At 36.9% G+C, this 21484-nt stretch carries 16 protein-coding genes; 12 read left to right on the forward strand and 4 right to left on the reverse strand.

The window, feature by feature from the left end:
• Window positions 1-17 precede the first annotated feature (17 nt).
• From JO178_RS08930 to JO178_RS08975, 10 genes are all read left to right on the forward strand, one after another.
• The gene (locus tag JO178_RS08930) at window positions 18-866 is read left to right on the forward strand and encodes a hypothetical protein (protein ID WP_365866308.1); all 849 of its coding nucleotides are present in this window, start codon (window positions 18-20) and stop codon (window positions 864-866) included.
• 41 nt (window positions 867-907) lie between these two features.
• Complete coding sequence (locus tag JO178_RS08935) at window positions 908-1906, forward strand: 2Fe-2S iron-sulfur cluster-binding protein (protein WP_291934434.1); 999 nt, start codon at window positions 908-910, stop codon at window positions 1904-1906.
• Window positions 1907-2002: 96 nt separating this feature from the next.
• A complete protein-coding gene (gene nuoH / locus JO178_RS08940; protein ID WP_291934436.1) occupies window positions 2003-3067 on the forward strand; it encodes an NADH-quinone oxidoreductase subunit NuoH in 1065 nt (354 codons plus the stop codon).
• Between the two features lie 152 nt (window positions 3068-3219).
• Entirely contained in the window at window positions 3220-3777 is a 558-nt protein-coding gene (locus JO178_RS08945; protein ID WP_040996950.1) for an NADH-quinone oxidoreductase subunit I, read from the forward strand.
• A complete protein-coding gene (locus JO178_RS08950; RefSeq protein ID WP_291934449.1) occupies window positions 3777-4274 on the forward strand; it encodes an NADH-quinone oxidoreductase subunit J in 498 nt (165 codons plus the stop codon). Before JO178_RS08945 ends, JO178_RS08950 begins: the two co-directional genes overlap by 1 nt.
• 4 nt (window positions 4275-4278) lie before the next feature.
• Window positions 4279-4608, forward strand: a complete 330-nt coding sequence (gene nuoK / locus JO178_RS08955) for an NADH-quinone oxidoreductase subunit NuoK (protein WP_065396642.1) — start codon at window positions 4279-4281, stop codon at window positions 4606-4608.
• A 2-nt stretch (window positions 4609-4610) separates the two neighbouring features.
• The gene (gene nuoL, locus JO178_RS08960) at window positions 4611-6524 is read left to right on the forward strand and encodes an NADH-quinone oxidoreductase subunit L (RefSeq protein WP_291934453.1); all 1914 of its coding nucleotides are present in this window, start codon (window positions 4611-4613) and stop codon (window positions 6522-6524) included.
• A gap of 2 nt (window positions 6525-6526) precedes the next feature.
• On the forward strand, window positions 6527-8020 hold the full coding sequence (locus tag JO178_RS08965; protein ID WP_291934455.1) for an NADH-quinone oxidoreductase subunit M: 1494 nt from the start codon (window positions 6527-6529) through the stop codon (window positions 8018-8020).
• 149 nt (window positions 8021-8169) lie between these two features.
• Entirely contained in the window at window positions 8170-9549 is a 1380-nt protein-coding gene (locus JO178_RS08970; protein ID WP_291934457.1) for an NADH-quinone oxidoreductase subunit N, read from the forward strand.
• A gap of 297 nt (window positions 9550-9846) precedes the next feature.
• The gene (locus JO178_RS08975; RefSeq protein WP_291934460.1) at window positions 9847-12093 is read left to right on the forward strand and encodes a GAF domain-containing protein; all 2247 of its coding nucleotides are present in this window, start codon (window positions 9847-9849) and stop codon (window positions 12091-12093) included.
• A gap of 1 nt (window position 12094) precedes the next feature.
• Here the strand turns inward: JO178_RS08975 and JO178_RS08980 are convergent, their stop codons facing one another.
• Window positions 12095-13609 (reverse strand): right-handed parallel beta-helix repeat-containing protein, encoded by a 1515-nt coding sequence (locus JO178_RS08980; protein WP_291934462.1) that lies wholly within the window; start codon window positions 13607-13609, stop codon window positions 12095-12097.
• Between the two features lie 28 nt (window positions 13610-13637).
• On the reverse strand, window positions 13638-14825 hold the full coding sequence (locus tag JO178_RS08985) for a Pycsar system effector family protein (RefSeq protein ID WP_291934464.1): 1188 nt from the start codon (window positions 14823-14825) through the stop codon (window positions 13638-13640).
• A 26-nt stretch (window positions 14826-14851) separates the two neighbouring features.
• Between JO178_RS08985 and JO178_RS08990 the strand changes: the two genes are divergently transcribed.
• Both JO178_RS08990 and JO178_RS08995 read left to right on the forward strand, forming a co-directional pair.
• Complete coding sequence (locus JO178_RS08990) at window positions 14852-18568, forward strand: metallophosphoesterase (RefSeq protein WP_291934467.1); 3717 nt, start codon at window positions 14852-14854, stop codon at window positions 18566-18568.
• Between the two features lie 301 nt (window positions 18569-18869).
• Window positions 18870-19589, forward strand: a complete 720-nt coding sequence (locus JO178_RS08995) for a hypothetical protein (RefSeq protein WP_291934469.1) — start codon at window positions 18870-18872, stop codon at window positions 19587-19589.
• 63 nt (window positions 19590-19652) lie between these two features.
• Here the strand turns inward: JO178_RS08995 and JO178_RS09000 are convergent, their stop codons facing one another.
• Together JO178_RS09000 and mazG are read right to left on the reverse strand one after the other, a co-directional pair.
• Entirely contained in the window at window positions 19653-20525 is an 873-nt protein-coding gene (locus JO178_RS09000) for a hypothetical protein (protein WP_291934471.1), read from the reverse strand.
• Window positions 20526-20579: 54 nt separating this feature from the next.
• A complete protein-coding gene (gene mazG / locus JO178_RS09005) occupies window positions 20580-21353 on the reverse strand; it encodes a nucleoside triphosphate pyrophosphohydrolase (RefSeq protein WP_291934473.1) in 774 nt (257 codons plus the stop codon).
• Between the last annotated feature and the right edge of the window lie 131 nt (window positions 21354-21484).

A 21484-nucleotide genomic window follows, 5' to 3' on the forward strand; every position in this document is an offset into this window, starting at 1 on the left:
TATTGGTTGTCGGCTTAATGATGTCGAGTTTTGCTTTCGGACAAAGGAAAGAAAAAGATACTTTAATAGACAGAAGTATGGAAGCACTTACGGTGGTTCCTGAAAAGAAACCTGAGCCTTTAAGTAAGAAAGGACAAATGTTCGTTTTTTTTGGATGGAACAGGGCAATATTCAGTAATTCTGATATCCGTTTTACAGGAAACGGCTATGATTTTCAGCTGAATAATGTAACAGCTCAGGACAGACCTACCAAATTTGGTATTGTTTATATCAATCCGGGATGGTTTACCGTTGTACAGTATAACTTCAGAGCAGGGTATTTCATCAAGGATAATTTAGCTCTTGTATTAGGTATTGACCATATGAAATATGTAATGGATCAAAACCAGACCGTCAATTTCAAAGGACATATCTCAGATCCTGAATATGCGGCAATGGTACAAAACGGACAGGTAAACCTGGCAGATGAGAAGTTCCTTACTTTTGAACATACAGACGGACTTAATTATGAAAACTTAGGTCTTGAAAAATACCAGAGTCTTATCAACAAAAAAAATGTTGATTTAGTCTGGTCTTACGGAGCAGGTCTTGGTTTTATGTTTCCGAAAAGTAATGTAAAACTTTTTGGAAATGAAAGAAGCGACCGTTTTCACGTAGCAGGTCTTGGTACTGACGTAAGAGCCAGTCTTAACCTTGTTCTATGGGATCACGTAATGGTAAGATTAGAAGGAAAAGCCGGTTATATCAATATGTGGGACATCAAAACCACATTGAATAATAAGCCTGACAAAGCCCAGCAGGATTTCGTTTTCGGACAGATTCTTGCAGGAATCGGATATACATTTAATACGAAAAAATATAAATAACAAAGCCTATTGCTTAACGCATAAAGCTTAAAGCATATCATATGAGCGAAGAAGTTAAAAAATTCAAAATAACTATAGACGGACAGACTACTGAAGTTTTGCCTGGTACTTCTATTCTGGAAGCGGCAAGACAAATCGGCGGTAAATCTGTACCTCCTGCTATGTGCTACTATAGCAAACTAGAGACCAGTGGAGGAAGATGCAGAACTTGTCTGGTGGAAGTTTCTAAGGGATCTGAAGCAGATCCGCGTCCTATGCCAAAACTGGTAGCAAGTTGCAGAACAAATGTAATGGACGGGATGGAAGTAAAAAATCTTACTTCTGAGAAAGCTCAGGAAGGAAGAAAAGCCGTTACTGAATTCTTATTGGTAAACCACCCGCTGGACTGCCCGATCTGTGACCAGGCAGGAGAATGCCACCTTCAGGACTTAGGATATGAGCATGGTGTAGAGAATACAAGAACAGAATTCGAAAGAAATACTTACGAAGCTGATGATCTTGGTCCGAACATCAAACTGAACATGAACCGTTGTATTCTTTGTGCAAGATGCGTATTAACCGCGAATCAGCTTACAGAGACAAGAGAACACGGAATTCTTTTCAGAGGAGATCACGCTGAAATTTCTACCTATTTAAATAAAGCTTTAGATAATGACTTCATCGGAAACGTAATTGACGTTTGCCCTGTAGGAGCATTAACAGACAGAACGGCTCGTTTTGCAAGCAGAGTATGGTTTACAAAACCAATGAATGCTTCTTGTCAATGTGATAAATGTTCCGGAAAAGCTGTAGTATGGATGAAAGGTGACGAAATTGTAAGGGTAACTGCAAGAAAAGACCAATGGGGTGAAGTTGAAGAGTTCATCTGCGATACATGTCGTTTCGAAAGAAAAGCATTATCAGACTGGAATATCGAAGGGCCTAGACATATCGACAGACATTCTGTAATTTCATTGAACCACTACGAAAAGCCAAAAGATGAGCTAAGAGTTTTAGACAATCCGATGGCTAAGGAAATCAGTGAAAAAGACGAAAAATAATTTTAATAAAGACAATTAGATTTCAGACACAGGACATCAGACTTAATCTCATATCTAGTATCTGACATCTCACATCTAAAAATCTTTAAAACAAAAATGGATTTACTTACATTTAAACTTATACTTGTACTAGCACTTTTCCTGCTATCATTAACGATTGCAGCCTACTCTACCTGGGCAGAAAGAAAAGTTGCCTCTATCATGCAGGATAGAATTGGTCCTAACAGAGCCGGACCTTTCGGATTACTGCAGCCTCTTGCTGACGGTGGAAAATTCTTCTTCAAAGAAGACTTTACGCCTGCCAATGCTGAAAAATTTCTTTTCGTATTGGGACCGGCATTAGTAATGTTTATTTCATTAATCACAGGAGCAGTTATTCCTTGGGGTAAAAGTTTAAATATTGCAGGTACTTCTTTTGATCTTCAGGTAGCTAATATTGATGTTGGGGTACTTTTCATCATCGGAATGGCTTCAATCGGGGTATACGGAATCATGATCGGAGGTTGGGCTTCCAATAATAAATATTCATTACTAGGTGCTATCCGAGCTTCTTCTCAGATGATTTCTTATGAATTGGCAATGGGATTGGCACTTCTTTCTATCATTATGATGTCAGGAAGTTTAGATTTAAAAGTAATCACTGAGAATCAGACTCATGGAAAACTATGGGGAATCATTCCTTGGGTTTCCGGGATGAACTGGAATATTTTCTATCAGCCTATTGCCTTCCTTGTTTTCTTTGTAGCTGCTTTAGCAGAAACCAACAGACACCCGTTCGATTTGCCTGAGTGTGAATCTGAATTGGTAACGGGATACTCTACAGAATACTCTTCCATGAAATTAGGATTATATATGTTCGGGGAATACGTGAACATGTTTATCTCTAATGCTTTCATGGTGGTTCTTTTCTTCGGAGGGTATAACTATCCTGGTATTGAATGGGTGACTCAGAACTGGGGTGAGAATACTGCCGGTATTTTAAGTATCGTAGCATTCTTAACGAAAACAGTAATCGGAATTCTGATCTTCATGTGGATCAGATGGACGCTTCCTAGATTCAGATATGATCAGTTAATGCACTTAGGATGGAAAACATTAATCCCAATGGCATTGGTAAACCTATTGATTACAGGAGCTGTAATTTTAGCATTTGCAAACTAAGAAAATTTGAAAATGAGCTGATTTGAAAATTTGATAATGAAATCAAAGTTTTATCTTTAGCCTATCATATTCAATCATCAATATTAAATAATTAAGATAGCAGACAAGATTAGTCTAAAATCTGGTGTCTAACATCTAATATCTATAATTAAATGAAACTTACAAACAGATCAAAAGTTGTTTCCAACAAAGAAATGACCCTTGCTGAAAAAATCTACTTACCTGCTATTTTTACAGGGATGGGGATTACATTTAAGCATGCTGTAAGAACCGTGATAAAGGGTGCTCCCGCAGTATATTCGTATCCGGAAGTACAGAAGCCAAGAACGACTATCTGGAGAGGCCAGCACGTTTTGAAAAGAGACGAAGAAGGCAGAGAAAGATGTACCGCTTGTGGTCTTTGTGCGGTAGCCTGTCCTGCAGAAGCCATTACAATGACGGCTGCTGAAAGAACAAAAGAGGAAAAAGGCCTTTACAGAGAAGAGAAATATGCTTCAGTATATGAAATCAATATGCTAAGATGTATTTTCTGCGGAATGTGTGAAGAAGCCTGTCCTAAATCTGCCATCTATCTTACAGACAGACTGGTAGATGTAGAAACCAACAGAGGTTCTTTTATCTATGGAAAAGATAAATTAGTTGAAAAAATAAATGAAAGGATTGACATCACGACAAGACAATCCGAGAAACAAAAAAATGCGGTAAAATAATGGATCAGTTTTTATTTTTCTTGGTGGCATTTTTAGCAGTGGCAAGTGCAGTTTACTTTGTATTTGCAAGAAATCCTCTATATGCTATTTTGTCATTAATTGTTACGATGTTTTCAATTGCCGGAATGTACATTCTTTTAAATGCTCAGTTCCTTGCAATTATCCAGATTATAGTTTATGCAGGTGCCATTATGGTACTTTTCCTTTACATCCTAATGATGCTTAATCTTAATAAAGGAGACGAAAGTAAGAAGAACAATACTTTAAAATTTGTTGGGGTTTTTACAGCAGGTCTTCTTTTAGTAGGAGTACTGGGAGTATTCAGAGGAGTAAAAGACAAGCACATTGTTGTTGATCATGTAGACAGAGGAATTGGTCTTACAAAAAATCTGGGTAAACTTTTGTTTAATGAATATGTTTTACCGTTTGAGCTTGCTTCCATCCTAATTCTGGCAGGTATTGTAGGCGCGGTATTAATCGGTAAAAAAGATTTATAAAATTATGGGAGAAGTAAATACATTTATACAAAGCATTCCTTTGGATTACTTCATCATCCTTTGTTCAGTATTGTTCTGCTTAGGAGTGATGGGCGTATTGCTTAGAAAAAATGCTATTGTGATTCTGGGCTGTGTAGAGCTTATGCTGAATTCTGTAAACCTTTTATTGGCAGCTTTTTCAGCGTATAAAGGCAACGGCGACGGACAACTTTTAGTTTTCTTCATTATGGTGGTTGCTGCTGCGGAAGTAGCGGTAGGTCTGGCAATTATTGCCATGCTGTATAGAAATACCCGTTCTGTAGATGTTAGTATATTTAATAAATTAAGAGGATAAGAATGGAGAATCTAGTATATGCAATAGTACTTTTACCACTTTTAGGGTTTCTTATTAACGGTTTGTTCGGAAAAAATCTTCCAAAAATACTGGTTGGATCTTTGGCAACAGCTATGGTTTTCGGATCATTCTGTATTGCGGTAAGTATTTTCATGAATTTCAATTCTGAAAGCCAGCCTGTAATCGTAAAAGCTTTTGAATGGTTTAGAGTCAATGGTGTTCAAATTAATTTTGGATTCCAGATTGATCAGCTTTCTTTAATGATGGTAATGATCATCACGGGTATCGGTTCACTGATCCACTTATACTCTATCGGATATATGAGTCATGACAAAGGATTCTATAAGTTCTTTACTTACCTGAATCTTTTCATCTTCTCTATGTTACTTTTAGTGATGGGAAGCAACTACCTGATCTTATTCATCGGATGGGAAGGGGTAGGTCTTTGTTCTTATCTGTTGATCGGATTCTGGTATACCAATGAAGAATATGGTAAAGCGGCAAGAAAAGCTTTCATCATGAACAGAATCGGTGACCTTGCGTTATTGATTGGTATCTTTATGATTGCTTCTCAAACGAACGCTGTAGATTATCTTTCTGTAGCTGAAAATGCTTCAAAATTTGAATTAGACGGAACCGTGATTATCTTTATCACAGCGAGTTTATTCATCGGTGCTACCGGTAAATCTGCTCAGGTTCCTTTATATACCTGGTTACCGGATGCGATGGCAGGACCAACTCCTGTATCAGCGTTGATCCACGCAGCAACGATGGTAACGGCAGGGATCTATTTGATAGTAAGATCAAATTTCTTATTTACTTTAGCACCTACTGTACAGGGAGTTATTTTATTCATCGGATTCCTGACGGCAGCTTTAGCAGGATTCTATGCACTTCGTCAGAATGACATCAAAAAAGTATTAGCCTACTCTACCGTTTCACAGCTTGGATTTATGTTCATTGCTTTAGGTCTTGGAGCGTATACTACAGCGATGTTCCACGTAATGACGCATGCATTCTTTAAAGCATTACTATTCTTAGGTGCCGGTTCTGTGATCCACGCGATGAGTAACGAACAGGATATGCGTTTTATGGGAGGTCTTAAAAAATATATTCCTCTTACTCACGCTACATTTCTGATCGGAACATTAGCGATCTCAGGTTTTCCTTTATTATCAGGGATGATCTCCAAAGACGAAATTTTAGTAGCAGCTTTCGCTAAAAACCCTATTTACTGGGTCATTTTATTTGTTTTAGCGGCAATCACTGCAACCTATATGTTCAGACTTTACTATCTGACATTCCACGGAGAATTCAGAGGTACGGAAGAACAAAAACACCACTTACATGAAAGCCCGTCTAATATGACATTACCATTGATCGTATTGGCTATTCTTTCAGTAATCGGAGGTTTAATAAATCTTCCGCATTTTATCGGACACGGCCATTATGCCAAACTGATGGAATGGTTGAAGCCTGTTCTTACGGAACAAAGCTACAGTCAGATGGAAGCTACTCTTTCAGGAGTAGATTTCAATACTGAAATGATCTTATTAGCAGCGACAGTTCTTATGTTCTTCTCTGTATGGTTTATCGTTAGAAATACCTATGTGAAAAAGAAAAAAATGGCTATTGCAGAAGAAAGCTATACCGGATGGGAAAAGCTTTCTGCTAAAAAATTATATGTTGACGAACTTTACAACGCATTGATTGTAAAAACTGTTGAAGGATTAGGACGCGGTGGAAAAATGTTTGATAAGGGTATCTTAGATCGTTTTGTAAACTTTGTAGGGGATGGAGCTGAAGACAGCGGAAAAGCTATGAAGCGAGTTCAAAACGGAAATGTAGAGACGTATATTCTTATCATGTCTTTAGCTGTGGGAATTATATTAATTGTTAACTTTTTATTACAATAATAATGTCTTGTTTATTATTAACATTATTACTATTACCTCTAGTAGGTTCGGGATTAGTTTTTGCCTGGAAGAATAATTCCAGCAAATATTTGGCACTGGGAATTGCATTGGTACAAATGCTCCTTACATTTTATATACTTTCGGATTTCGATTTTACGCCGACTGTAGACAGTGTATTGCAGCACGAGATCAATTACCCCTGGTCACAATTTATGAAGAGCTCTCTTCACTTCGGTATCGATGGGATGAGCATGCTTCTTTTATTGCTGACAAACATTTTGGCGCCGATCATTATTTTATCTTCTTTCAACGAAAGTGTAAATTACAGAAATACCTTCTATGGTCTGATTCTGTTGATGCAATTCGGTCTTGTAGGAGTATTTACTTCTTTAGACGGATTATTATTCTACATTTTCTGGGAAGTAACATTGATTCCAATTTGGTTTATTGCCGGACTTTGGGGACAGGAGAATAAAAGGTTTGAATTCACTACGAAATTCTTCGTGTATACATTCGTAGGATCTTTATTTATGTTAGCCGGGCTGATCTATGTGTACAACCACTCTGCATCATTCGCATTAACAGATCTTTACAATGCACAACTGAACGAAACACAACAGACTGTGGTATTCTGGTTTATCTTCTTTGCTTTTGCAGTGAAATTACCGGTATTCCCTTTCCATACATGGCAACCTGATACCTATACCTACTCTCCTACTCAGGGATCGATGTTATTATCGGGAATTATGCTTAAAATGGCAGTGTATGGTGTAATGCGTTATTTACTTCCGATTACCCCGCTTCCGATTGCAGGAATTTCAGGGCAGATTGTCATCATTCTCGCGATCGTTGGAATTGTTCACGGAGCATTGATCGCGATCATCCAGACTGATATGAAGAGAATTATTGCTTATTCATCATTCTCTCACGTAGGATTGATGGTAGCAGGTATCTTCGCTTCAGCGGTAGTTACTTTAAAAGGAACTTTCAATGTTGAAGGGGCAGAAGGAGCATTGGTACAGACTTTCGCTCACGGTATCAACGTAGTGGGACTATTCTACTGCTGTGACATTTTATACAAAAGATTTAAATCAAGAGACATCAGACAAATGGGTGGTTTAGCTAAAGTAGCGCCTAAATTTGCTGTTTTATTCCTGATCATTATATTAGGTTCAATGGGAGTTCCATTGACGAATGGATTCATCGGAGAATTTATCCTGTTAAAATCAGTGTATGATTTCAACGGAACTGCAGCAATTATTGCTGGTCTTACAGTAATTCTTTGTGCAGTATACTTATTGAGATTTTACGGAAAAGCAATGTTTGGAGAAGGAGATGCAGCCGTTTTAAGTACAGCAAAAGATTTATCAGGAGTAGAATTTTCTGTACTGGCAAGTTTAGCGGTTTTTGTGATTATACTAGGTATTTTCCCACAACCGGTAATTGAAATGGTGAGTAGTTCAGTGAAGTTTATCTACACGGCGATGGCCAACTAAAAATTAAAAGATTTAAAAATTAAAAAATTAAGAGATTAGAGAAGAGTAAAAGACAAGAAACAGGGAAACAGGCAGGAGATTTTAAATCTGAAACTTTACCCTGAAAGACTGAACTTTAAACTTCAAATCTCGCATCTCAAATCTATATTATGAGTGTTTTAATTATTGTTTTCCTAACGGCAGTTGTTGCGTTATTTTCAGGAGTTTTTGAACAAGGAAAATTCGCAAGATACATTGGGATTTTGGGTTTAATCATTGCATTGTATGTAAGCTTCATGCCTGAATGTTCATTCTTTGATCATTACAAGCATATGTATGAATACAGTGCTAATACTGCATTATTCACTAAAATATCAATTGTAACCACCTTATTGTTATTCTTCCTGGGAGGTTTTGCTTTCAGCAATCACAGAAGCCACCAGTCGGAATTATATGCTTTGATGCTATTTGCATTATGTGGCGGGATTGTTCTTTTCGGATACCAGAACTTAGTCACTATGTTCCTAGGTGTTGAAATTCTTTCTATCCCGTTATATGTAATGGCCGGAGCCAACAAAACAGATCTAAGATCAAACGAAGCTTCAATTAAGTATTTTTTAATGGGTGCTTTTGCGACAGGTTTTTTACTTTTCGGAATTGCGTTCATCTACGGAAGTGCAGGAAGTTTTGATCTCTATAAAATTCATGACTTTGGGGTAGCCAACGCTACGAATGTAATGTTTATCCTAGGGGTATTATTAATCCTTTGTGCATTGGCATTTAAAGTAGCATTAGCTCCTTTCCACATGTGGAGCCCTGATGTATATACGGGTTCTCCTTCATTGATCACTGCTTTTATGGCCAGTGTTGTTAAGATTTCAGGTTTCTTTGCCTTATTCAGACTAATGACCATCGGTTTCGCAGGAGTAACTCACGAATGGATCAATGTTTTAGGAGTCTTCTTAATCATCACTTTATTACTGGCAAACGTTATGGGTCTTGCCCAGACCAATGCTAAAAGAATGCTGGCTTACTCTTCAGTCTCTCACGCAGGATACATCGGATTGGTATTCTTCGGAATGACCAGTCTTTCTACTTATAACCTAGCGTTCTATTTATTCGCTTATTCTTTATCTACAGTAGGTGTTTTCATGTGTCTGATCTGGGTAGAGAAATTAAAGAGAGAAACCTCTTACGGAGCGTTCAAAGGATTAGCAAAAACAGAACCTTTATTAGCTACAGCAGCTGCGATCTCTATGCTTTCAATGGCCGGAGTTCCTCTAACTGCCGGGTTCATGGGAAAATTTGCCCTATTCTCTCAGGCTATGAATGGTGCCGCTTTCTTAGTATTGGTAGCCGTATTAGGTTCAGCATTATCCATTGCTTATTATTTAAGACTGATTGTAGCGATGTTCTTCTTTAAAGAATCAACATTCAAGTCTTCAGAAAAAGTAACACTTACTTACAACATTATTGCGGTAGTAGTTATTGCAACAATTATTATCCTTGGAATCTTCCCGGATCTGTTTGCAAGAGTGTTCGGATTATAAAAAAAGTTATCCACATACTATCAAAAACCTTCCAGTTGATCTGGAAGGTTTTTTTATAAAATTATAGTCTACTGATGGTTTCCTAAAAGGAAAACTCAGGCAAATAATAATATCATGTTTTATTTTTTTAATTAGAAAAATAAAATAAATTTCCCGATAAGTACGGTCTATCCTAAAAGAATAAGAGCTGGAAATGATGTTTTTTTCATAACTTTACTTTAAATTTCAGCTTTGGCTAATCTCTACAAAAAAGACTCCCCCTTTCAGGTTTACATATCATTCAAAAAATACTTGGATGTGCTGGAGCATATCCGCTACAATGACCGTCTGGAATACAGAGTCAACTATGCGGAATCCCTGATTGAGAGTACCAGAAATTTTAAAGAGCTCAAGGAGGGGTTTCAGGATATAAGCCTGCTGGAAAAACACGAAGACCTCATCAAATTACTGCTTGCTGACCTTTTTCCTACCGGTCTTACCCATAATGAAATCAAAGCAGCAAGTATCCCACTTTCCAATATTACATTTAATTATACGGAAAGATTTAAAGCGATCCTTAAAGACGCAGGAAAGGATTTTGAAATAGAACTCAGAAATATTACAGATAACGAATTCTATGTATTCTGTTGTTGCCTGATCCTTCAGAGTTACTTCAAAAAAGATATTAAAAGTACCATCCCGCTTTATTATGATATCCCGAATCAACAGGGAATCATGAAACATTATAAAATAACGGTCAACTCAGATTTCACAGAAATTTATCCTACAGAACAAGCTAAGATTCCATCTGATGAGATTATGGATATGCTGCTGGAAAACCTCGACGATTTTAAATTATGGAAAAAGTATTTTCCCTCCCAGTCATGGGTATTAAAGGGATTTACCATTATTTCTCTTGTAGACTGTACTTCTGAAGTGGCATTATCAGACTTAAAATCAAGTATGATAGAGATTGATCCCGAGCATTTCAATCCGAATGAGAACCTGACTGAAATTTTCAAGTCTTATTTTGATGTTCCGGAATTAAGCTTTGGATTAATGACTTTCAATAAAAAAGAACAGAAACTGGATAAACTCCCCATATATGAAAGCCTTCTGACCAATCATATTCTGGATTTCTGGATCAATACCTTTGATGATGAAACCCGTAAAAATACATTCAGTAATTTAAGTCATAATTCGAAATCAATCGTTGTTTCTGATGTGAACAATCTTGATGAGAACATAAGACAGCTTCCTTCCTTCAGTATTCTGAAAGACAACAATGTCAATAGCTTCATGGTCATTCCTATTATGAAAGACAATGAACTCTTGGCCATCATGGAGTTTACCTCCCCTATCGCGGCTAGTTTTAACGGGTTAAAACTCAGAAAAATGGAATTTTTCACCGATATGATTCTGTTCTCACTGAGCAGATTCTACTTCGAGAAAAACTATCAGATCGAAGCCATTATCCAGCGTGAATATACCACCATTCACGACAGCGTTGTATGGAAGTTCAGAAATGAGGCAGAAAAATATTTCACAGCATCACTTGGGAAGAAAATATATACTTTAAAGGAAATATCATTTAAAAATCTCACTCCGTTATTTGGAGTATCAGACATCCGTTCCTCATCGGAAAAACGTTTCAGATTAATGCTTGAAGATCTTAATCAGCAGATTGAGTGGCTCAATCAAATTTTGATATTAACGAATTCTGATTCGGAAAAATTCATGCTGGCTCTGGATGTTTTTGAAAACGAACTGAATAACGAAATCAAAGCAGATACAGAACAACGCTTTCAGCGATTACTGAGAGAAGAGATTCATCCTTTTTTGCAGGGGAAATTGGAAATGAGAGCTCCCAGAGAGGTAAAATCAAAAATAAAAGATTACTTCCTGCAAGTAAGGGCACAAACTGATTTGTTTTATAACCACCGGAAAAATCTGGATGATTCTATTACTCTTGTCAACCGGAAACTGGCAGATATACTGGATGAAAGCCAGGTGAAAGCTCAACAGATTTTCCCGCATTATTTTGAACGATTCAAGTCTGACGGTATAGAGCACAACCTGTATATTGGGACCACCATCGCACCTGATCTTCATTATACGACAAAGGTTGTTCACAAATTAAGATACTGGCAGTTAAAAACCATCTGTAAAATAGAACAGGAATTCCAGTCCTTTAAGAAAGACCTTCCTATTCCTCTGGATATCGCTTCACTTATTTTTGTGTATAATGAAAAAATAGACATCCGTTTCAGAATGGATGAAAAGCGTTTTGATGTAGACGGTGCCTATAATTCTTACTATGAAATTATAAAAAAACGTCTGGATAAAGCCCACGTCAAAGATTCTTCGGAAAGAATCACAGCACCCGGAAAAATTACCATTGTCTATTTTGGTATGGAAAACCAAAAGGAATATCTGGACTATGTAACAAAGCTACAGAAGAAAGAAATTCTACAGCATGATATAGAATTTCTTAAGGTTGAAGACCTTCAGGGAATTACAGGGCTCCTTGCGTTAAGAGTTTCCCTGGTATCGTCTCTCCACTGATTTATTTGAGAATATTGTTTTTATTCTGTACAGGTATGCAATTTCGGTTATACCCGGAAGGTATATTCTGAGGTTGCACATGAGGATAGAATATGTTGGGCAAAAATGTTTTCTCAAAGCTACAATCGCTTTTTAATAAAACATCTTTAAAATCAGGTTTCTTATAAAAACGATTCCCGACCTGAATTGATGTTCCCCAATTCAATGATGAGAATACCGATTCCGGATAAAAAACATTATTATTAAACCTCGCCTTTTCGGTAATCTCTTTATCAGAAAGAATGTTTATAGTTGATACAGTATAGAAAATATTATTTTTAAACTCTACTCCGCTGCCTTCCCATAAAAGCTTATCTGCAGGGTTCTTAATAAAGAATATATTATCATGTACATATCTTGAAGTGTTCACACTATTCTGAATCAGAAAAAGTTTCCTGGCTTTTAAAACCCCTACATCATTAACACTTACATTATATCGTACACTAATATTTTTAGCATCTTTCATGAATAAGAAAAAGCCACCGTTGTTATCATGAGAATAATTATACTCAAAAATATCTCCATCAGTTGTACTCTGCTCATCATACCCGTCTGCATCAAATGCCATCCCATCGTTCTTACCGCCGCCTTTCAATCCGCAGACTTCATTATATGCGACAAGCGTATTAATACTCCCGATCGTCCATATACCGGCATAGTTTTGCAGTCCGGTATTCATACATACATTATCAACTTTGTTGTAAATAATTTTACATCCTCCGGTCACTCCTGACATAACAATGCCGTCCCCATAAATATTTTCAATTCTGTTATGATCGAATATGATATCTTTCGAACGCGCCTGCATCTCTCGCGAGCCGGAAGTTCGTAAGCCTTCAACAGCACAGTTTGCTATATGACAGTTTTGAACTAAAGCACCGTATATTTTTCCATCAAGAATAATTCCTCCGGAGCTTTTATTATAGTTAGTTTGCCCGTCAGTTGCTGAATTAACATCATGTACATAACAATTTTTAATTGTAATACCACGAACACCATCCTCAGAAATTGTTCCACCAGACACACGAATTCCGGTTAGAGCATAATCAGTTCCTGCAGGAGCTGTATTTGTAATTTCCAGATTACGAATTTCCCAGTAAGATACCTTATTGAGGTGAAGAGTACTTGAATTATTAGTTTTTCCTCCACCATTAATCACTGGCAGAACCTCTCCTCCGTATTTATCAATTGTAATTGGGGAAGCATCGGCACCTGAACCTTTGGGAACAAGCATCTCATTCCATATTCCGCCACTTTTAAAAAGGATTTTGTCGCCAGGAGAAAAGCTGAGTGAATTTATTTTGGCAATGGTCTTCCAGGGAGTACCCGCTCTTGTTCCCGAATTACTGTCATTCCCATCAGGAGACACATAATAAGTAACAGCAACAGCCCTTTCTTTTTTCAAGGCTGCAGTAAGATTTCCATATGAAAAAAAACATGTGATCAATACGATGAAAGAACAGATTCCGGCTTTCATATGTTTTTTCTTTAAACTTTTTTATCACTTACAGGCTTAGAAAAGCCACTCCAAAAGATAATACAGAAATAATAATTCCTGCCATAAAGATCTTATAAGTAATGGATAAAAGCTTATACTTCCTGTCCAGTACCTTTCCCAAATAATATAAATCCTTCACCATAGAATCGTAAATATAATCTCTGTCCTTAATCAGGTCGCGCATCGCATTGTGGTAATCATCAAATAACATCTGCTGGAAATTTCCAAAGAACAGCAGATTTACTTTTCTGTTTGCGATATCCTGAGCCGTGAATGTTGTTTTCGTTACATTGGGTTTAGTAGAAAGAATAGCAAATATAATGGTCAGTACACTGGATAGCAGCAATATAAAACTCGGAAGAATAAGATGCGAGTTTTTAGGTGCATCCAGCTTCGGAACCAGTACCGAAAGGCAGACTGAAATAATAATGGCATTAACGGACAGCAGAATATTGGCTTTACTGTCTGCAATATCACTCAGTCTGGTATGATTATTTAAAGTAACTCTGAATAGCGTATCTACGCTTCTGTCTGATTTTTCTTTATCTTTTTTCCCTTCAGAATTATCTTTCTTGTCTTCTTTTTTACCCTCTTTCTTTTCCTCTTCTTTTTCCAACTTCTTTTCGATCTTTTTAATATTCTTCTTTTTTAAAGGCTCCCAGTTTTCTTTAGCATAATCCGTATAATAGGTATGCCTATTTTTCAGCATATCCAGATTTCCGGTATTCCATTCATTATTGGAGAAACATCTTACATTCGTCAGTTCCCATTCCTTTCTCAAAGCATCAGAAATATCATTATAATCATGTCCCGCAAAATGGCTGAAATCGGCATCTTTTACAATTTTCTCCAGTAAATTCTGAGGCTCATAATTGATTTTAGTGGCCATAATCAGCCTGGCTACATCTGCAATATAATTATCAGGATAATTTTCTTTGGTCAGAAAATCTCTCATAATTTCCACGCCCCTCTCTTCGTGGTTCTGTGCACATTCTATATAACCGGTATCATGAAACCATAGCGCCACAAGCACCTTCTCCTGCTCCTCTTCAGAAACAGGGGTGTTTTTCATGATTTCTTCCGCCTTGTTAACCGTATAAGCGGTATGAATAAAATTATGATAAAAATATACTGAAGATAGCTTATCTTTGAATAAGATTTCAACATAATTTTTCGCTTTGTGTAGAATGCTCATTCCTGAATTTTTGTTAATGTAAATTTATGAATTTATCCTTTAAAACTCATCTAAAAAATACTTCTATTGTTCTGAGAACAGTATTGTCCGCCGGAGTCCTGTATTCCTGCGCAACATATAACGTACAAAAGGGCAAAAACGTATTTGAAATAAAAGATTCCGAAATAAAATCCGAAAATGATTTTAAATTCTTCCTCATCGGAGACGCCGGAAATGCAGATGAACCTCAGGCACAAAAAACATTAAATTTACTGAAAGGTAAACTGGATTCCGCTGATAGCAATTCCATGCTGATTTTTTTGGGAGACAATATTTATCCCAACGGAATGCCTAGAAAAAAGGACAAAGGCTATGCTCTGGCTGAACAAAAGCTCAAAAACCAGCTTGATATTACCAAAAATTTTAAAGGAAAAACATTAGTCATTCCGGGAAACCATGACTGGTACAACGGATTAGACGGACTACAGGCCCAGGAAACATTTGTCAAGAAATACTTCGATGATAAAAAGTCTTTTCTTCCCAAAAACGGATGTCCTATAGATGATATCAACATTTCTAAAGATATTAAATTAATTGTTGTTGATACCGAATGGGCTATTACCAACTGGGACCAGCACCCGGGAATCAATAAAAATTGTGATATCAAAACCCGTGAAGATTTTTTCGATGAGTTTAAAGATCTTATTATTAAAAATCAGGGAAAAAGAATAATTGTAGCGTTGCATCATCCCGTGATCAGCAGCTCAACCCATGCAGGTTTTACCTCCGCAAAGTCTCATCTTTTTCCACTTGGAAGTAAAGTTCCGGTTCCGGTTATTGCCAGCTTTATTAATGTATTGAGGAGTTCCTCAGGAGTAAGCCCCGCAGATATCAACAACCAGCATTATGCAGATCTTGCCAACCGGTTGAAAAGTATTGTTCAGGATAAAGAAAATATTGTTTTTGTCTCAGGACACGATCATAATTTACAATATCACGAAGACAGAAATATAAGACAGATCATCAGCGGAGCAGGCTCTAAAACCAACCCGTCTACCATTGCTGAAAAAACAGACTTCTCTTATGGAAATAATGGTTTTGCCGTCTTAAACGTAAGAAAAGATCAAAGCACAGATGTTGAGTTTTTTTCAACAAAAGATGCCCGTCTGCAAAAGCTCACTCATATATCTGTCATTTCCAAACCTGATGTATTTGTGAATAATTTTCCTAATATACTACCACCAACTGTTACTTCTACCATTTATCCGGTTCAGCTTACTCAAAAAGGAAAGTTTTACCGATGGCTTTGGGGGGATCATTACAGAAGATACTACGGAATTCCTGTTGAAGCTCCCACCGCCAACCTTTCAGAACTGAATGGAGGATACATTCCTTTCAGAGAAGGAGGCGGAAATCAATCCAACAGTTTAAGGCTAAAAGCAAAAGACGGACAGGAATTCGTGATGAGAGGAGTGAAAAAAAGTGCCATCCGCTTCCTTAACAATATGGCTTTTACAAAAAGTACTTTTGGGGAAGAACTCAACGACACATTTCCTGAAAAGTTTTTGTTAGACTTTTATACAACGAATCATCCTTTTACTCCGTTTACCATTGGAAATATGTCGGATAAACTGAATATTTTCCATAGTAATCCAAAATTATATTACATTCCTAAGCAGCAGGCTTTAGGAAAATACAACGAAAACTATGGGGATGAAATGTATATGATCGAAGAACGTTTTTCTTCCGATCCCAAAACATTAGCTTCTCTTGATAATGCCAGGGATATTCTGTCTACCGATGATGTTCTGAAAAACATTTTTAAAAGTCCCAAATATTCTGTTGACAGAGAGTCTTATATCAGAGCAAGGATTTTTGATATGCTCATCGGAGACTGGGACAGACATTCCGATCAGTGGAAATGGGCGGAATATGAAGACGGAGATAAGGTTATTTACAAACCTATTCCAAAAGACAGAGATCAGGCTTTCAGTAAATACGACGGAGCTGCCTTCAAAATTATTATGAATGTACCGGCCATCCGCCATATGAAAACATTTACGGAAGATATCAGCAGTGTTAAATGGTTAAATATGGAGCCCTATCCAATGGATCTGGTATTTTTAAAGAGTTCAACTCAGGAAGAATGGCGGGAACAGGCGAAATACATTCAGGAACACCTTACCGATACCGATATTGATGATGCTTTCCACAACCTGCCAAAAGAAGTGCAGGATGAAACCATTGCCGATATCCAGAAAAAATTAAAAATACGGAAGACAAAGTTACAAACGTACGCTACAGAGTATTATGATGTATTACAGAAAAAAGTTCCGCTTGTTGGAACTGTAAATCCTGATAAGTTTGTGATTACAAAACAAGGCCATTCTGTACAGGTACAGCAATATAAATTAGGAAAAAATAAAGATAAAAACGAGTTGGTTTTTGAAAAGACATATGACGATTCAAAAACCAAAGAACTCTGGATCTACGGATTAGAGGATGATGATGTGTATGAAGTAACGGGTAGCGGGAATCCAAAAATGAATATCAGATTGATAGGTGGATACAATCATGACACCTACAATGTTACAGACGGAAGAAAGGTGAAAATCTATGATTTCAGATCTCAAAAGAACACGTATAATTCCCATAACGCTACAAAGAATATCAGTGATGATTATGATATCAATACCTATAATTATAAACATCCCAAATACAATTCATTTGCCGGCTATCCCAATGCTGATTACAACCCGGATGACGGAGTAATCATTGGTGTTCTGGCTAATTATACAGTCAATAATTTCATCCGCGATCCCTTTACCCAAAAGCATAGTTTAAAAGCGAATTTCTACACTGCTACAGCAGGATTCAGCCTTGCTTATAAAGGAATATTCAAAAAAGCTATTTCAGGCTGGGATTTTAATCTGGATGCGGCTTATACGACCCCTAGATTTTCCCAGAACTTCTTTGGATTGTCTAATGAAAGTGAATATGATAAAGAAAACACAGAAAGAGAATACAACAGAGCCAGAATCTCTAAATTCAATTTCGCTCCTTCCATCTCCAAAAAAAGCTGGATGAATTTTGCCCATCAGATTCAATTGACTTTTGAAGATAATAAAGTACAAAGCAAAGCGGATCGTTTCATCAACATTTCACCGGATGTAAGGCCTGAGGTTTTTGACAGTCAGCAATTTGTAGGAGCCAACTATACATTCAGCTATAAAAATGCAGATAATGTGGCATTTCCTACCCTTGGACTGGAGTTTATGCTTAATGCAGACTGGAAAGCTGCCTTTTCAGACTTTAACCGGAATTTCCTGACCTTAAAAGGAAGATTAGCTATTGATCACAGAATCGATAAAAAAGGAAATTTTGTATTTGCCAATTCCAGCAATGCCTTCTGGATCAATAATAATAATTTTGAATTTTATCAGGCGGCAGCCATTGGAGGGGACAACGGAATGAGGGCTTTCAGAAACGACAGGTTCTCGGGCAGATCTTATTTTACCAATAACTCGGAAGTACGATGGGATTTTGGCAGAATAAGGAATAACATCATCCCTGCCAATCTGGGAATTCTTATTGGTTATGATGTGGGACGTGTCTGGAATGACAATGAAGATTCCAGAAAATGGCACCAGTCTGTTGGAGCCGGAGTCTGGCTGAGCCTTGTAGAAATGATATCCGCAAGATTAAATTATTTCTATGGTTCAGATGGTGGAAGAATCTCTGCCGGTATCGGAATGAATTTTTAATAATATCCGGAAAATACATGTTAAAACACTAATAAAAACAACCCATACGTGGTTGTTTTTTTATGCCGTTGAAAAATCACTTTTCAGACGTTTATCAAAAATAAATAAAATTTAATATTCACTTATTTAATTTACAGATTTTCAGCAATAAAGTAAATATGAATTTCAAACAGGTACCATATTTCAAGCGTTGCATGCTTCACTTATCCATAGATGAATATGTTTGCCGACTTTAAAAAAAATTAAATATTTCTAAAAAATTATATTTGCTTAAAATTATTCAATAAAAAAACACTTCGGAATGAGAAAAAAGCTATTATACATGGCCTTATTTGCTATGTCCATAATTTCAAACGCACAAGTAGGGATCCTTACTCCTACCCCACAAAGCTCTTTACATGTTAACGGTTCTCTTCAGGTCGTAAAAGATCTGAATGTAGGAGGAACTGCAAATACCAGAGGGAATTCAGGAAACAGAGGAGAATTTCTCATGTCAAATGGTACTGATAATGCTCCTGTATGGAGAAGTATTGAATCTGAGAATTTCCTGAAAGTTGTTTTCGTGGGAAACAAAACAACAATCAGTCCCGGTAGTGGAAGTTATACAGGCACACATAGCACCCCGGTCAGTACTCATGAAAATTATTCACAAACCTATGTGTATAACATCAGTAATAAAATTGATAATGCTTATCTGACCTATAATACCAGTACCGGTCTTTTTACCGTAGCCAAACAGGGATACTATAATATTGTGCCCTATATTACCTATGATCTCAATTTAAACGGAAACGGGTATACTGCCGGAACAGCCAATTCTTACATCCAGAGAGTCTCTCCTTCTACAGTAACTCTTTCGGCCCTATCCACCGGTCATGGAGAACGTACCACAGGGCTGAATCACAATCTTTCTTCTATTAATTTTTTTAACGTGGGAGATACATTCAGAATACGCTGTCGTTATACACAGGATTTCAGGCTTTCAAGCGGAAATATTCACATCTCTTATCTGACACCATAACATCTGAAAAAATCCACAATCAGTATTGTGGATTTTCTTATATATTGTAAACAGAACATCTTATTAAAGCGAAAACTTGTATACGTTTCCGCCTTCATTTTTAGCTTTCTCATCTGCAATGATCAGTGTTTTATCATCCGAAAATACAATAGCTTCTTTCTGTGAGTTATGATGTAGAGGAATTTTCTGAATGTTCACCGTACTGAAATTATCTGCACTGAATCCTGTAAGCACATGCACATTCTTATGAGTCAGCAGCACAATTTTATTTTTTGTACTGTTGATTGTCGCGGAGGTAATCGCAGCATCATTGTACCCCCCCTGCAATTTAAGTCTTCCGATTAATTTAGCTTCAAAATCACCTTCCTTATTAGGAACCTTAAATACTAAAAAAGTACCGTCAAAACCTTTACTTCTGTTTTTTGTAAACAGATAAAAATTACCATTCATTTCTACAAATGCTTCACAGTCATACAGCAGATTTGATTTTTTAGGCGGAAAGTCTGTCTGTCCTTCATAATGAAACTTAGTGGTCTGAACTACTTTTGTCGTTTTTTGGGAAGGATCTCTCAGATCGGTTTTCAGAATAGCGAGATCTCTTCTGTCATTATCATTATTTCCAAAATCACCAATATAAATATTACCCTGAGTATCAGAAATAATATCTTCCCAGTCTGTATTTTCGGCATTTTCCACAGGAACTTTGGCAAGCATTTCTCCTTTGTCATTCATCCCGTATACCGCATTTTTATTTCCCCGGTCTTCAATTACCCAAATTGTTTTTTTATCTTGTGACAGCGTAATACCGGATACTTCCTTTAATTTTTTAGGTAAAGAAAATTGTAGTTCTAATTCCCCATTATTAGACGGAGAATTCTGAGCTTTAGGATTACAACTCAGTAAAAAGACAAAAGGTAAGATAAGAAAGCGCAGCATTTTTTTGTTTTTTAACATTTAACAGAAACTAAAGTAGCATTAATTATTCCAAATTCAACATGATAATAGTTGTTTAGCCTTTTCCCAGAGAACATCCATTTCTTCCAGTGACATATCAGCTAGTTTTAAATCTTGTTCAACAGCAAGAACTTCCATTTTCTGGAATCTTGAAATAAACTTAAGATTGGTTCTTTCCAGAGCTGAATCCGGATTAATTCCCGAAATTCTGGCATAATTAATAAGTGAAAAAAATACATCTCCCAATTCCTGCTCTTTTTTATCAGGATCCGTTTCCTCATGAAACTCCTGAATTTCTTCATCTACTTTTTTCCAGGCATCTTCTGCATCATGAAATTCAAAACCGATCCCTTTTACTTTATCCTGAATTCTGTAAGCTTTTACAATACTCGGAAGACTTTTAGGAACTCCTCCGAGAATAGATGTATTACCTTCTTTCAGTTTCAGTCTTTCCCAGTTCTGTTTCACCTCTTCTTCATCTTTTACTTCAGTATCTCCATAAATATGAGGATGACGGAAGATCAGCTTTTCATTGAGAGAATTGATGACATCTGCGATATCAAAACTTCCTTTTTCAGAACCAATTTTAGAATAGAAAACCAGATGAAGAAGTACATCGCCGAGTTCTTTCTTGATTTCCTGCAGGTCTTCCTGCAAAATAGCATCTGAAAGCTCATATGTTTCCTCCAGAGTCAGATGACGAAGTGACTGTAGCGTCTGTTTCTGGTCCCATGGGCATTTCTCACGAAGATCATCCATGATATCCAGTAATCTTCCGAAGGCTTCTAACTTTTCCTGTTTCGTATTCATAATAATGAGTCATTCAATCTTATACAAAGGTAAGGGTTATTTGGGATCCGCTGCAAACGTTTGAATTGAAAGTTGGGAGACAGGAGTTCGGAAGTTCATTACTGAAGGTTTACAAAAAAATGTGATCCCCG

The organism is Chryseobacterium sp. (assembly GCF_019236175.1).
Taxonomy (GTDB): Bacteria; Bacteroidota; Bacteroidia; order Flavobacteriales; family Weeksellaceae; genus Chryseobacterium.

Coding starts and splice junctions, on each gene's coding strand:
- JO178_RS08930 (WP_365866308.1), top strand. CDS start 18: ATGATGTCGAGTTTTGCTTTCGGACAAAGGAAAGAAAAAGATACTTTA.
- JO178_RS08935 (WP_291934434.1), top strand. CDS start 908: ATGAGCGAAGAAGTTAAAAAATTCAAAATAACTATAGACGGACAGACT.
- nuoH (WP_291934436.1), top strand. CDS start 2,003: ATGGATTTACTTACATTTAAACTTATACTTGTACTAGCACTTTTCCTG.
- JO178_RS08945 (WP_040996950.1), top strand. CDS start 3,220: ATGAAACTTACAAACAGATCAAAAGTTGTTTCCAACAAAGAAATGACC.
- JO178_RS08950 (WP_291934449.1), top strand. CDS start 3,777: ATGGATCAGTTTTTATTTTTCTTGGTGGCATTTTTAGCAGTGGCAAGT.
- nuoK (WP_065396642.1), top strand. CDS start 4,279: ATGGGAGAAGTAAATACATTTATACAAAGCATTCCTTTGGATTACTTC.
- nuoL (WP_291934453.1), top strand. CDS start 4,611: ATGGAGAATCTAGTATATGCAATAGTACTTTTACCACTTTTAGGGTTT.
- JO178_RS08965 (WP_291934455.1), top strand. CDS start 6,527: ATGTCTTGTTTATTATTAACATTATTACTATTACCTCTAGTAGGTTCG.
- JO178_RS08970 (WP_291934457.1), top strand. CDS start 8,170: ATGAGTGTTTTAATTATTGTTTTCCTAACGGCAGTTGTTGCGTTATTT.
- JO178_RS08980 (WP_291934462.1), bottom strand. CDS start 13,609: ATGAAAGCCGGAATCTGTTCTTTCATCGTATTGATCACATGTTTTTTT.
- JO178_RS08985 (WP_291934464.1), bottom strand. CDS start 14,825: ATGAGCATTCTACACAAAGCGAAAAATTATGTTGAAATCTTATTCAAA.
- JO178_RS08990 (WP_291934467.1), top strand. CDS start 14,852: ATGAATTTATCCTTTAAAACTCATCTAAAAAATACTTCTATTGTTCTG.
- JO178_RS08995 (WP_291934469.1), top strand. CDS start 18,870: ATGAGAAAAAAGCTATTATACATGGCCTTATTTGCTATGTCCATAATT.
- JO178_RS09000 (WP_291934471.1), bottom strand. CDS start 20,525: ATGCTGCGCTTTCTTATCTTACCTTTTGTCTTTTTACTGAGTTGTAAT.
- mazG (WP_291934473.1), bottom strand. CDS start 21,353: ATGAATACGAAACAGGAAAAGTTAGAAGCCTTCGGAAGATTACTGGAT.